This window comes from Nonomuraea sp. 3N208 (assembly GCF_052245935.1).
Classification (GTDB): domain Bacteria; phylum Actinomycetota; class Actinomycetes; order Streptosporangiales; family Streptosporangiaceae; genus Nonomuraea.
In genome coordinates this window covers 36,439-49,822 of record NZ_JBQQBR010000059.1, presented here as the reverse complement: position 1 = coordinate 49,822, position 13,384 = coordinate 36,439, and the positions used below count along the sequence as shown (strand labels likewise).

Below are 13,384 nucleotides of genomic sequence, written 5' to 3'. Positions count from 1 at the left end.
CTTACTTCTCGTTCTCGGCTAGCCAGCGCTCGGAGTCGAGCGAGGCCGAACAGCCGGTGCCGGCCGCGGTGATGGCCTGGCGGTAGGTGTGGTCGACGACGTCACCCGCGGCGAAGACGCCCGGGATGTTGGTCGCGGTGCTCGGGGCGGCCACCTTGATGTAGCCGTTCTCGTCGAGGTCGATCTGGCCCTTGACGAGGTCGGTGCGTGGGTCGTGGCCGATGGCGAGGAACAGCGCGTCGGTGGCGAGCTCGCACTCCTCACCGTTCTTGAGGTTACGCAGCTTCACCGCCTCCACCTTGGTGTCGCCGAGCACGTCGACGACCTCGGAGTCCCACATGAAGCGGATCTTGTCGTTCGCGAACGCCCGGTCCTGCATGATCTTGCTGGCCCGCAGCGTGTCGCGGCGGTGCACCACGGTCACCATGCGCCCGAACCGGGTCAGGAACGTGGCCTCCTCCATCGCAGTGTCGCCGCCACCGACGACCACGATGTCCTTGTTACGGAAGAAGAAGCCGTCACAGGTCGCACACCAGGACACGCCGTGACCGGACAGGCGCTTCTCGTTCATCAGGCCCAGCTCGCGGTAACCGGAGCCCATGGCCAGGATGACGGACTTGGCGTAGTAGGTCTCGGTGTGCGTCTTGACGACCTTGGGATTGGCCTCCAGGTCCACCTCGACGACGTCGTCGGCGACCAACTCGGCGCCGAACCGCTCGGCCTGCTTACGCAGGTTGTCCATGAGGTCGGGGCCCATGATGCCGTCGGGGAACCCAGGAAAGTTCTCCACGTCGGTGGTGTTCATGAGCGCGCCGCCCGCGGTGACGGAGCCCTCGAAGACCAGCGGCTTGAGCTCTGCGCGCGCGGAGTAGACGGCCGCGGTGTAGCCGGCTGGCCCGGATCCAATGATGATCACGTTACGAACGTCGCTCAACGCTCCACGCCTTCCTAGTCTGCTGGTTGCACCGGCGTCAACAGATCCTAGGCCGCCGTGATTCCCTGCCTACCCACGACGCCCGGGCGAAACGGAAGACCTTCGCCGAGGTGGTCCTCGTATGACCATCTGACCTGCGGCAACAGCGCGGGGCCGTACTATACCGCAAACGAAAGAGCCCGCCGTAGCGGGCTCTGACGCGGATATCTCTCCTACCAGCGGCCCAGGGTGGGCTTACGCAGGTTCTTGCAGTAGAACGGGTCGACGATGTCGATCCGGATCTTCTTGGCCGGCTTGTTCTTCCATGAGGCGAAGATGAGGGCCTCTTGCCCGTTGTACTGCCCCTGGTCGACCGCGAAGACGTCGAGCTTGCTCCGGCCGCTGACCTTGCTCGCGCACTTGGCGACCTTATCGACGCTGGCGGCGTCGCCGCCCAGCATCGGCATCGGACCGAAGAGGCTCTCCAGCGGCTGCCGCAACACGTTGTCGCTGTAGTTGTAGCCGCTGTCCGTCATCGTGTACGCCCTGGCCTTGGCCGGGCTCGTGGGCACGTCCGTGGTCGGCAACGCGACGGGCGGGGGCGCGCTGGTGCCGCCGCCTCCGCCGGAGGCGAGCAGCCCCGTCGAGACTGCGGCCGTGCCCACCACGGCGGCGGCCGCCGCGGCCGCGACCGCGGGCAACGCCCATCGGCGCCGCCTGACGGGTCTTGGCTTGGCCGGGACGATGGTGCCGTCGTCGGAGACCACTCCCAAGCGCACAGGCTCAGGCTTCGGGGCCTCGATCGGCCGCTCCCACGGGGCGTCCCGCATGAGCTCGTCCCAGTCAGGTGCTTCCACGAGGCCGACGCCTCCGCGCCGAGACTCGGCCTCGGCCGCCAGGGCCTTGTCGATGCGTAGTGCGACACCCATCGGCATGGCCGGCGTGGGGGTCGCCGCGAGCACCTCGCGAACCGCCGCCAGGTCCGCCAGTAGCTCCCCGCAGGGGTCGCAGACCGCGAGATGCTCGCGGACCCGGCTCGCCGTGGTGGCGTCTAGGAGACCCTCGGCCAAATCGGCCAGGGCGTCCAGATCGTAGTGCGTATCACCCGTCACGAAGTTCTGCTCCCTTCGCGGATGAGACGCGATTGAGGTCCGATCGGTTCCGCAGATGCGAAAGAATTGGGGCAAGTTTCGCGCGCCCTCGGGCGCACCGGCTCTTCACCGTGCCGCTGGGCACCCCGAGCACCTGAGCTGCGTCTTCGACCGAATATCCCATCATGTCGACGAGCACCAGTGCCGCACGCTGGTCGGCGGGCAGGAGTTTCAGAGCGGCCGAAACCTCCATCGAGACCTCGCGCTCGACGGTCTGGTCGGGCAGGGGCGTCTCGCGCTCGGCGGCCTCGATGAGCTCGTCATCGGCCACCGGCCGGACGGACTTGCGGCGCATCCTGTCGAGGCAGGCGTTGACCACGATGCGATGCAGCCACGTTGTGACGGCCGCCTCGCCTCGAAACGTGGCGGCCTTGCGGTAGGCGGAGACGAAGGCGTCCTGCACGGCGTCGGCGGCCTCGTCAGGGTCACCGAGCGTCCGCAGGGCGACCGCCCACATACGGTCGCGGTGCCTTTTGACGATTTCGCTGAAGGCGTGAGGATCCCCGTTGATGTGCGCGGTCAGCAGCTCGGCGTCAGTGACCGCCGGCCGTTCCGCTGCTGAGGGTGTCTCGGGTGGGGAGTTCACAAGAGAGATTCCTGATTATGCCGATCCGGGAGAGTGCACCACTACTTCATAGATGGTGCCATGAAACTTGCCTGCATCCGCCGGAACACGCGTAAACCAGATCAAAACGTACTGCCCGCTTGCCCCCTGATCAGGGGTCAGAGTGGTCTTGCCTGCCGCATCCTTCTCGGTCGCGACCGTCTTCAACGAGCCGAGATCGGGCGAGTCGCCGACCTTGAGCTCGACGGTCGCGCCGGGCGTATCGGCCAGCGTAGCGACCACGTCGCTGATCTGAACGGACTTGCCCATGTCGAGCAGCAGGCCTACACCCTTCTTGAGGTTGCCCAGCTCCGTGCTGGTGTAACCCTCGGTCTCCCAGAAGGTGCTGGGCTTGCCGTCGATGGCCAGCCCGGCTTTGTCCGACTTCTCGTCGTTGTCGCCGAGCGGGTCGAATCCCTGGGCCTTCTCCGGCTTGACGGCCTGGACAGGCGTCGAAGCCGTGGCCGTGGCGGTCGGGGTGGCGCTCCTGGCCTCGGGGTCGGTCGGGCTGCCCAAGCTGCGGCCGATCGTCCAGGCGCCGACGCCGACCGCGGCGATGACGAGCAGCACCACCAGCGTCATCAGCACCCTGTTGAGCGTGCTGCCGCCGCCTGACGGCCGCCGCGGCCGAGCGCTGGCAGGCCGGGGCTGAGGGACGTGGAGCTGCTGCCGGTGGGCGATGTCCAGGCCCTCGGTGTGCGAGGCGGAGGCCACCGCGGGCGTCGAGGGATAGGCCATCGGGATCGGCATGGGCCTGGCCACCTCGGCCAGCGACTCGGCGACCTCGGCCGGGCTGGCCAGCGCGCCCTGGCCCTTGCGGGACTCGGGCAGGCATGCCCGCACCGTCACCGAGTCGAGATAGCCGGGCACGCCGGCCGTGACCTGGCGGGGCGTGCAGAAGTGGCCGTCGCTCATGGGCGCGGCAGGCAGCCCGCCCTCCTCCTCGTCGCCCGGCCAGTGGCCGGTCAGGCCGGCGTACAGCAGCCGGCCCAACCCTTCGGCGTCGTCGAGCGCCGGCTGGTCGGTGGTCAGCCCGTACATGGCCGCGTCTACCGCCACGCCGAGCACCTTGACCGTGTTGCCAGTCGTCCACACCAGGTGCGAGGGGCGCAGGCACAGGTGGTAGAGCTGGGCCTGGTGGGCATGCGCGAGCGCCTCGGCGGCCTCGGCGACCAGCCCGGCAGCGCGCTCGGGCTCCATCGGGCCCGAGGCCAGCAGGTCGGTGAGGGTCTCGCCGGTGACCCACTCGCTCACGACGTACGCGTGCTTTTCGTCTTCGGCCGCATCGAACACCTGGGTCAGGCGCGGGTCGGTGAGCCGGCTCGCGGAGCGAGCGGCCGTGACGACCTCGTGCACGCGGGGGAAGTCCGGCGAGAAGGTGTGCACGGCCACCGGACGGGCCAGGATCTCGTCAATGGCCTTCCACAACGTGGCTCCGTCGGACTCGCTGACGCGGTCCTCGAGCCGGAAGCGCTCGGCCAGACGGGTGCCGGGTTCGACGGCCGACGTGCTCACAGGCTCTCTCCGCTTGGCCGATCGGGCGTGCTCATGGTTCGACTCACCTGCGTGGCCGTGTCCCACGAAGGCACGCTATGCCGGGTGGATCCGCCCACGCCCCTCCTGCTTCCATTCGCGCGTGTCGGGCTCCATCGTAGTGCCGAGTTTCTTTACCGACCTACCCGTCTCGCGACCATCCCAACGATCGAGTTGACCTCCGGTATGCGCATTCTGTGCGCCACGCCAAGGTAGAGCAGCAGTCCGAGGCCTCCGCCGACGGCCAGAACGATCAGCGAATTGACGAAACCGAGACCGCCGAACACCTGAGTGACCACCCAGACCGCGGCCAGCGCCAGCACCGCCGTAGGCAGCGAGGCGAGGTACATCCTGGTCAACGCCAGGCCGACGGCCCACCCGCCAAGCCCCTGCATCCGGCGGCCGGCCAGCCACCAGGCCAGGACCGCGCCCAGCCCGTACGCGATCGCGTATGCCAGAGCCAGCCCCATCACCGCGTACGCGGCCGGCAGCAGCATGTAGAACACCACCATCAGCGCAGCGTTGACCGCGGTCGTGCCCGCCCCGACGAAGACCGGCGTACGGGTGTCGCCGAAACTGTAGAAGACCCGCAGCAGCAGCTGGAACACCGAGAACGGCACCAGCGCGAGGCCGTAGACCTGCAGCACGTTGCCGATGTACACCGCGTCGGCCACGCTGTTGGCCCCGTGTCCGTAAAGCGGCACGGTGATCGCCGGGCCGAGCACCATGAGCAGCAGCGACACCGGCACCATCAACGCGCAGACGAGCTTCACGCTGGATCCGAACTCGCTGCGCACGTCGTCGAAGCGGCCCTCCCCGACGGCCCGGCTCATCCGCGGCAGCATGGCCGTGATCACCGAGACGCCGATGACCCCGTACGGCAGCTGGAAGAGCTGGAACGCCAGCGTGTACGGGCTGATGCCGTGCCCCAGCACCTCCTCGCCCGCCGCGCTCGACAGATTGACGGTCAGCAGGAAGCCCAACTGGGTGACGATCACGTAACCGATCGTCCAGACGCCGGCCTTGGCCATCTCACCGAGCCGGGCGTTCCACACGTCGAAGCGCGGCACGAACCCGAACCCGGCCCGCCGCAACGCCACGATCAGCACGGCCGCCTGCGCCACGATGCCGGCCGTGGTGCCCAGGCCGAGCAGCGCCAGCTCCCCGTTGCTCACCCGTTCGATGTCGTCCTTGGCCGAGCTCACCACGGCGTAGGCCACGAACACGCAGATGACGACCAGGTTGTTGAGCACCGGCGCCCACATGGGAGCGCCATAGCGGTCGCGGGTGTTGAGTATGGCGCCCGCCACCGCGCCCACACCGAAGAAGGCCAGCTGCGGCAGGATGAACCGGGCCAGCGTGACCCCGACCTCGAACCTCCTGCTGCCCGGTGCCCAGTCGGTGTAGAGGTCGATGAGCAGCGGCGCGGCGAACACCGCGAGCACCGCGACGACCACGAGCGTGACCGTGGCCACGGTCAGCAGCCGCTGCTCGTACGCCCGGCCGCCGTCCGGATCGTTCTGCTGCGCCCGGATGATCATCGGCACGATGACGCTGCTCAGCACGCCCAGAAGCAGCAGGTCGAGGATGCTGTACGGGATCGCGTACGCCGCGTTGTAGGAGTCGCCCAGAGCCGCCGTGCCGATGGCGTACGCGAGCACCATGGTCCGCACGAACCCGGTGACCCTGGACACCATCGTGCCCGCCGCCATGATGGCGCTGGCCCGCAACATGCGGCTCATACGGTCTCACTCTCCCGGTTCCTGGCGGCCCGCGCGCTCCGCCGCTCCGCCCTGCGCCGCACCACGCGCGTCACCACGGCGGCGAGCATCACGGTGAGCGCCGCCCCCACGATGACAGAGGCGATGCCGGTGTAGCCGGTGGTGCGGATGGTCAACCGCTGGGGCTTGCCGTACGCCCTGCCGTCGGCGGTCTTGAGCTGGACGGTCACGGTCGTGTCGCCGCTGGTGCCACTCGTGGCGGTCATCGGCACCTGAACCGTTCCGCTCTGCCCGACGCCGATGGACAACGGCTCCTCCTGCCTGAAGTTGACCTGCAGCAGCTTGAGGTTGTTGGACTTGACGTCGATGTACAGGGTGATGGGGGCGCCCACCGAGTTACGCACGCTGATGGGGACGACGCCGTTGCTGCCGGCCAGCGTCCGTGGCCGGTCGGGCCGCGCCTCGACGATCTCGACCTTGGCCATCCGGTCCGAGACGGCCGTGCTCACCGCCTTGGTCACCGAGCGGCCCGCGCGCGTGCTGTTGCGCCAGGCCGACGAGGCCAGCCTGAGCACCGCCGCGTCGAAGCTCGACGGTGTTCTGGTCGTCTTGATCAGCGCCGTGAGCTGCGCGTTCGACGCGACGTCCTTGACCGGCTCCAGGTATTTGCGGCTCAGCTCCTCCTTGCGGTCCGCATCGGTGTAGGTCAGTCCGGCCCGGGGGACCGACGCCTTGCCCGGCTTGATGGACTCCAGCGTGGTCAGCTGCAACCACGGCAGCCGTCTCGCGGTCTTTATCAGGCTGGTGACGAGCGTCGGGTTGGGGTCCCAGCGTCGCGACGGGGCGACGACCAGCGACCTCGGCTGGGTCTGGCCGGCCTCAGCGGAGATCATCGCGGTCTCGGCAATGAAGCGCTGGGTGCTGAGCAGCACGGAGGTGGGGGCCGTCGGCTCGAACAGGCGGCTCAGCTCGGCGTCCGCGACCAGCCCGGTGACCGGGCCGTTCACCGAGTCGAGCGTCGAGGCGGCGTCGGGCGTGAACGTGACCGGCGGCTGCGGCGGCAGGTTGGTCGAGTTGAGCAGGACCGTGTTCACCTTGTCGTCGCTGACGGAGAGCAGGTCGAGCGCGTCGGGGTCGAGCATGCCGGCGGCCGGCCAGTTGACGGTGGTCTTCACGTCGTCGCGGTTGAGCAACGCCTTCGCCTTCTGCCCGCCGAGCTGGATAGCCCTGTTGGTCAGGTCGTCCAGCCCCTGGTGCGCGAGCGCGGCCACGTCGGGATCGGCGTACGGGACCGCGACCACGGGGGAGGCCGCCAGCGAGGTGCGCATGGTCGTCAGCCACTGCCCGGCCTCGGCGTTGGCCGGCTTGCGCTCGGCCCCGTCCTTGGTCTTGACCCGGTAGTTCCTGGTCATCATGTCGAGGTCGTCGAGCAGCGAGGGGTCGACGAACCAGGTGACGTTGCTGGGCGCGGCCCCGGCGATGGTCGCCACGTCGGCCAGCCGGCCCTTGCCGGTGATCGACTGGCTCAGCTTGTCGTCGACGAACAGGGCCTCGCCGTTCGCCCCCGGCGCCGGGTCGACGTCGGTCGCCCGGTGCGGCTGGTCGATGACGGGCAGCGCGATGGCCATCTTGTTGCGCGGCGGCTTGGGCACCGTGGCCGGCGCGTAGGTGAGGTAGGTCCGCTGGGCCGCCAGCGAGACCAGGTTCTGTGACACGTCCACCGCGATCGGATAGACGCCGAATGTCCTCAGCCCCATCTGGATGGGCGTCGCCGTGAACTCCCAGCTTGCCTGCTGGCCGGGCGCGAGCGGCGGGATGTCCATGGCCGAGTTGCTGGAGGGCGTCCTCGGCAGGGTCAGGGAGTTCTGATCGTTCTGGTAGTCCGCCATCGAGGCACGGTCGGTGAACGGCTCCGGCGTGTAGCGCAGGCGTACGCGCAACCCTGACTGCGGCGCGCCGGTGTCGTTGCGCACCGTGCCGGTGAACTTGATCACATCGGTCATGTTCTTCGGAACGTCCGGAGAGATCGACGTGATCGTCACGGCGAACGGAAGCCTGCTCGCGATCACGGCAGCCGTGCTCGGCGCCGCGACCACTAGGGGGGCGAGCAACGCGGCGGACAGCACGGCGAGCAGCGTGGTCTTACGAATCACGCGGATGCCCGAGCTGGAGTACGACGACGCACGCCCGCAATGCTACGGGCTCAGTGCCGCCGCGCGACCGCCTCACGTGATCCTCTGGGGCGTGTGCTGCACAGGTCGACCATCTTGCCTGGCAGAAGGGTCAGCAGGTCGAGCGCGCGAATGGCAAGGGCGGTGTGGCGTTCGCCGGTGGCGGTGAAGACGGGCTCGGTGTCGGCGCGTAGCCGGTCGTCGATGAGCATCGGCAGCGACTCCGGCAGCAGCAGCGGGCAGACCAGCCCGTGGGCGTAGTCCGTGGCCGCATTGACGATGTGGGCCGGGGCCGGCCGCACCTGACGCACGCCGAGCAGGCCGCCTACGGCTCCTGGACGTGGGGGAGTCGCCACAGAGGAGGCGACCGCGACGACGGCCTCGTTGCCGACCCTGGTGGCGACCTCGAAAACCGTGACCATCAGGCACCTCTCGGGCGCGGCGGAGAGCGTCTCGGGCAGTTCGTCCGCGCAAGTCATAGGGCGCGGAAGGCGTACGATCTCATGATGGACCTGGTGTGCGAGGAGCCAGCGGTGGATCGCGAGGGCGTCCTTCATATAGACCTCCTAGCCTCAGCCTCGTTGCCATGGCCCCCGACGGTCCCTTGACCGACGGTAACCCGGACCCGGTGTGGCTCGGGGGATATGTTCCGGAAGTTCAGACCGACGAAGGACCCGACCCGGTTTGTCCGACTCAATTTTGACCGAAAGCCAGCAGCGGGCCATGACCGACCTGTTCCGCAAGATCGCCCCGGTGGCCGACGAGCTCGGCCGCCTTTTCGCCGCGAAGGGCCACGAGCTGGCCATCGTCGGCGGTCCCGTGCGCGACCTCCTGCTCGGCCGCAGCGGCAACGATCTCGACCTGACCACCGACGCCCGCCCCGAGCGGGTGCTGGAGATCATCAGGGTCTGGGCCGATGCGGTGTGGACGATCGGTATCGACTTCGGCACAGTCGGCCTGCGCAAGGGCCACTGGCTGATCGAGATCACCACCTACCGCAGCGAGGCGTACGACCCGAAGTCGCGCAAGCCCGAGGTCATGTACGGCGAGACGTTGGAGGCCGATCTGGAGCGCCGCGACTTCGCGGTCAACGCCATGGCGGTGCGCCTGCCGGGACACGAGTTCGTCGACCCGTACGGCGGGCTCGTCGACCTGGCCGCCAAGCTGCTGCGCACTCCCGGCACCCCCGAGCAGTCCTTCGGCGACGACCCGCTGCGCATGTTGCGGGCCGCCAGGTTCGCCTCACAGCTCGGGTTCGCCGTGGACGCGCAGGCGGTGGCGGCCATGACCGCGATGGCCGAGCGCATCGAGATCGTCTCCGCCGAGCGCATCCGCGACGAGCTCGACAAGCTCGTCTCCGGCGCCAACCCGCGTGAGGGCCTGCGACTGCTGGTCGAGACGGGCCTGGCCGCGCGCGTGCTGCCCGAGCTGCCCAAGCTTCGCCTGGAGATCGACGAGCACCACCGGCACAAGGACGTCTACGAGCACTCGCTCACCGTGCTCGACCAGGCCATCGCGCAGGAGGAGGACGGCAAGCCGGATCGGATCCTGCGCTGGGCGGCGCTCTTGCACGACATCGGCAAGCCGAAGACGCGCCGCCACGAGGCGGGCGGGCGGGTGTCGTTCCACCACCACGAGGTGGTCGGCGCCCAGCTGACCAAGAAGCGCATGGCCGAGCTGAGGTTCCCCAAGGACGTGGTGTCCGACGTCGCCCGGCTGGTCGAGCTGCACCTGCGGTTCCATGGCTACGGGACGGGCGAGTGGACCGACAGCGCCGTGCGCCGCTACGTACGCGACGCCGGGCACCTGCTGGACCGGCTGCACAAGCTGACCAGGGCCGACTGCACCACGCGCAACAAGCGCAAGGCGGCCGCGCTGGCGCGTACCTACGATCACCTCGAGGAGCGCATCGCCAGGCTCGCCGAGGAAGAAGAGCTGGCCAAGATGAGGCCCGAGCTCGACGGCAACGAGATCCAGCGCGTCCTGGGCATCGGGCCCGGCCCGGTGGTGGGGCAGGCGTACAAATTCCTGCTCGACCTCAGGCTCGACAAGGGCGTGCTCGGCAAAGAGGCGGCTACCGAGGCGCTGCTGGAGTGGGCGAGGTCGAACGACGCGGGCGCGTGATCATCCGGTAGGCGAGCGCGGCCGCGGGGTAGCCCACCGAGACGATCACGACGGCCAGGTAGGACTTGCCGTTCGCGGGCAGGATCATCGCCGACAGGGCCGCAGCGAGGACGTACATGCCGTTGAACAGCATGTCGTAGATCGAGAACGCGCGGCCCAGGTAGATGTCCTCGACGTCGCGCTGGACCGTGGTGTCGGCGCAGATCTTGACGCTCTGCCCGGCCACGCCCAGCACGAACCCCAGGATCGGCAGCCCCCACTCCTGGAACGGCAGCGCCAGCGCCGCCGTCAGCACGCCGGCCGCGGTCAGCGCGATCGGCACCCAGCGCTCGATCGTGAACCGCTCGGTCGCGTACGGGGTGATGATCACGGCGAGCAAGTAGCCGGCGCCGGAGGTGGCCACGACCAGGCTGACCCCCTCCAGTGCGGCGTCAGGGTCGCCGTCGTAGAAGTAGTAGCGGTAGAGGATGATGCCCAGCGCGGTCGCCATGCCGTAGAAGAAGCGGTGCGCGGCCATCGCGCCCATGGTGGCGGCCGCGACGCGGTGCTTGACCAGGTGCTTCGCGCCGTCCACGAGGCCGGCGAGCACATGGCGCACCGTCTCGCGCGCCTGCGGCCTGCTGGGGTCGGACTCCGGCCCGAGCAGGTGGCGGTCCATCGTCCGCGCGACCAGCGCGCTCAGCCCGAACACCACGCCCGAGATGATCAGGAGCAGCGCCACACCCTGGTCGTCGCCACTGAAGACCTTCCGCAGCAGGTAGCCGACCCCAAAGCCCAGGAACGTCACCACAGTGCCCGACGTGGGCACGATGGCGTTGGCCGCCATGAGCCGGTCGGTGGGCACCACGTGCGGCAGCGAGGCGCCGAGCGAGGCCAGGAAGAACCTGTTGACGCCGAGCACCGCCAGCGCCACCCCGTAGAACGCGGGGTCGGGCACGTCGGCGGCCACCAGGCCGGCGGCGACCAGCAGCAGCGCGCCGCGCACGAAGGGCGCGACCACCAGGATCTGCCGTCGCGACCAGCGGTCGATGAACACGCCGACGAACGGGCCGAGCACGCTGTATGGCAACAGCAGCACCGCCAGGCCTGCCGCGACCTGGAGCGCGGTCGTCCGGCTCTCGGGGCTGAAGAAGGCGAATCCGGCGACACCGAACTGGAAGATCCCGTCAGAGAACTGGGAGACCAGCCGCGTGCCGAACAGCCTCCTGAAGTCCCTGCCACGAATGACGACGCGGAGGTCGGCGACGAATGACACGCCGCCAGCCTAGCCAAGCGGCCGACTCCTAGGATGCAGGAGAGGTTGGCGCAGCAGGTGGGCCCCGGGTTACAAGCGGTCGTCATGATCTCGTACGCTTCATAGCGTGACGCTTGTGGAACACGTCGTGCTGGTCGATCCGGACGGTCGCGCGCTCGGGACTGCGCCCAAGACGTCGGTGCACGGCCGTGCGACGCCGCTCCATCTGGCGTTCTCCAGCTATGTCTTCGATCATGAAGGCCACGTGCTGCTCACCAAGCGTGCCGATCACAAGCTCACGTGGCCGGGGGTCTGGACCAACAGCTGCTGCGGTCACCCGCTGCCCGGGGAGGCGCTGGATCGGGCCGTCGTGCGCCGGCTCTCCTATGAGCTCGGGCTCGCGGTCGAGCGGGTGGATCTGCTGCTGCCCGCCTTCGCGTACCGGGCCGTCATGGCCAACGGCATCGTCGAGCACGAGCTCTGCCCGGTCTACCGTGTCACGGTCGACGGTCCCGTCGCGCCGAACCCGGAGGAGGTGGGGGAGACGCGGTGGATGCCGTGGAAGGAGTTCGCCGAGGGGGTCCAGAACGGACTGCTGGCGATCTCGCCTTGGTGCCGGGAGCAGGTGCCGCTGCTGATCGAGCTCGGCTCCGATCCGCTGACCTGGCAACCCGCCTCCCCGGCCGACCTCCCCCCAGCGGCCCGCCTCTAGCCCGCCGCGCAGGGCTTCGCTACCTCAGCCCTCCATCAGGACCCTCGCCACTCGGCAGCGCGCGCTCGTCCACAGGCGCACGCAGGCGCCGCACCCGAGCGTGGGCGCGGCGCCGTGGACAGGTTGGTCAGCGGATCAGCGCTCGACCTCACCCCGGATGAACTTCTCGACGTACTCCCGAGCCTCGTCGTCGGAGAACTGCTGCGGCGGCGACTTCATGAAGTACGACGACGCCGACAGGATCGGCCCGCCGATGCCTCGGTCCAGGGCGATCTTGACGGCCCGGACGGCGTCGATGATGATGCCGGCCGAATTGGGCGAGTCCCAAACCTCGAGCTTGTACTCCAAGTTGAGCGGCGTGTCGCCGAACGAGCGCCCCTCGAGCCGCACGTACGCCCACTTGCGGTCGTCCAGCCACGGCACGTGGTCCGACGGCCCGATGTGCACGTCGGCCTTGCCCATCTCGTGCGGGATCTGCGAGGTGACCGACTGCGTCTTGGAGATCTTCTTGGACTGGAGCCGCTTGCGCTCCAGCATGTTCATGAAGTCCATGTTGCCGCCGAAGTTGAGCTGGTACGTGCGCAGCAGCTCAACACCGCGGTCCTCGAACAGCTTGGCCAGCACGCGGTGCGTGATCGTGGCGCCGACCTGCGACTTGATGTCGTCACCGACGATCGGCACCCCGGCCTCGGTGAACTTCTCCGCCCACACCGGGTCGGAAGCGATGAAGACCGGCAGCGCGTTCACGAACCCCACGCCCGCGTCGATGGCGCACTGCGCGTAGAAGCGGTCGGCCTCCTCGGAGCCCACGGGCAGGTAGGAGACCAGGACGTCGACCTGGTTGTCCCTGAGCACCTGTACCACGTCGACGGGCGCCTCGTCGGACTCCTCGATGATCTCCCGGTAGTACTCACCCAGGCCGTCGAAGGTATGACCGCGTTGGACGGTCACCCCCAGCGGCGGCACATCCGTGATCTTGATCGTGTTGTTCTCGCTGGCGACGATCGCCTCGGACAGATCCCGTCCGACCTTCTTGGCGTCAACGTCGAACGCCGCGACGAACTCGACGTCGCCGACGTGGTAGTCGCCGAACTTCACGTGCATCAGGCCCGGGACCCGTACGTCCGGGTCGGCGTCCTTGTAATAGTGAACGCCCTGGACCAGCGACGACGCGCAGTTGCCGACACCGACAATGGCCACGCGAACCGAACCCATCGCACT

11 protein-coding genes are annotated in these 13,384 nt (G+C 68.7%); 2 read left to right on the top strand and 9 right to left on the bottom strand.

Features of this window, described 5'->3' with window-relative positions:
• Position 1: 1 nt before the first annotated feature.
• From trxB to ACTWPT_RS52755, 7 genes are all read right to left on the bottom strand, one after another.
• Positions 2 to 934 carry a thioredoxin-disulfide reductase gene (gene trxB, locus ACTWPT_RS52785; RefSeq protein ID WP_443185130.1) on the bottom strand — a complete coding sequence of 311 codons (933 nt, stop codon included), beginning with the start codon at positions 932 to 934 and terminating at the stop codon, positions 2 to 4.
• A 212-nt stretch (positions 935 to 1,146) separates the two neighbouring features.
• Entirely contained in the window at positions 1,147 to 2,025 is an 879-nt protein-coding gene (locus tag ACTWPT_RS52780) for an anti-sigma factor family protein (RefSeq protein ID WP_443185129.1), read from the bottom strand.
• On the bottom strand, positions 2,015 to 2,650 hold the full coding sequence (gene sigM / locus ACTWPT_RS52775; protein ID WP_443185128.1) for an RNA polymerase sigma factor SigM: 636 nt from the start codon (positions 2,648 to 2,650) through the stop codon (positions 2,015 to 2,017). Before sigM ends, ACTWPT_RS52780 begins: the two co-directional genes overlap by 11 nt.
• A 15-nt stretch (positions 2,651 to 2,665) precedes the next feature.
• A complete protein-coding gene (locus tag ACTWPT_RS52770) occupies positions 2,666 to 4,183 on the bottom strand; it encodes a protein kinase family protein (RefSeq protein WP_443185127.1) in 1,518 nt (505 codons plus the stop codon).
• 152 nt (positions 4,184 to 4,335) lie between these two features.
• On the bottom strand, positions 4,336 to 5,943 hold the full coding sequence (gene murJ, locus ACTWPT_RS52765; RefSeq protein WP_443185126.1) for a murein biosynthesis integral membrane protein MurJ: 1,608 nt from the start codon (positions 5,941 to 5,943) through the stop codon (positions 4,336 to 4,338).
• Positions 5,940 to 8,075, bottom strand: a complete 2,136-nt coding sequence (locus ACTWPT_RS52760) for a DUF6049 family protein (protein WP_443185125.1) — start codon at positions 8,073 to 8,075, stop codon at positions 5,940 to 5,942. The genes murJ and ACTWPT_RS52760 overlap by 4 nt, the downstream gene beginning before the upstream one ends.
• 50 nt (positions 8,076 to 8,125) lie before the next feature.
• Positions 8,126 to 8,650: an aminoacyl-tRNA deacylase gene (locus tag ACTWPT_RS52755; protein WP_443185124.1), complete on the bottom strand. Its 525-nt coding sequence runs from the start codon at positions 8,648 to 8,650 to the stop codon at positions 8,126 to 8,128.
• Between the two features lie 166 nt (positions 8,651 to 8,816).
• Here ACTWPT_RS52755 and ACTWPT_RS52750 point away from each other — a divergent pair, with 166 nt between their 5' ends.
• Positions 8,817 to 10,217, top strand: coding sequence for a CCA tRNA nucleotidyltransferase (locus tag ACTWPT_RS52750; RefSeq protein WP_443185123.1), 1,401 nt, complete (start codon positions 8,817 to 8,819; stop codon positions 10,215 to 10,217).
• Here the strand turns inward: ACTWPT_RS52750 and ACTWPT_RS52745 are convergent.
• Entirely contained in the window at positions 10,168 to 11,472 is a 1,305-nt protein-coding gene (locus ACTWPT_RS52745; protein WP_443185122.1) for an MFS transporter, read from the bottom strand. The genes ACTWPT_RS52750 and ACTWPT_RS52745 overlap by 50 nt on opposite strands.
• A gap of 106 nt (positions 11,473 to 11,578) precedes the next feature.
• Here ACTWPT_RS52745 and idi point away from each other — a divergent pair, with 106 nt between their 5' ends.
• Positions 11,579 to 12,163, top strand: a complete 585-nt coding sequence (gene idi / locus ACTWPT_RS52740; protein WP_443185121.1) for an isopentenyl-diphosphate Delta-isomerase — start codon at positions 11,579 to 11,581, stop codon at positions 12,161 to 12,163.
• 135 nt (positions 12,164 to 12,298) lie between these two features.
• Here the strand turns inward: idi and ACTWPT_RS52735 are convergent, their stop codons facing one another.
• Entirely contained in the window at positions 12,299 to 13,378 is a 1,080-nt protein-coding gene (locus tag ACTWPT_RS52735; RefSeq protein WP_443185120.1) for an inositol-3-phosphate synthase, read from the bottom strand.
• Between the last annotated feature and the right edge of the window lie 6 nt (positions 13,379 to 13,384).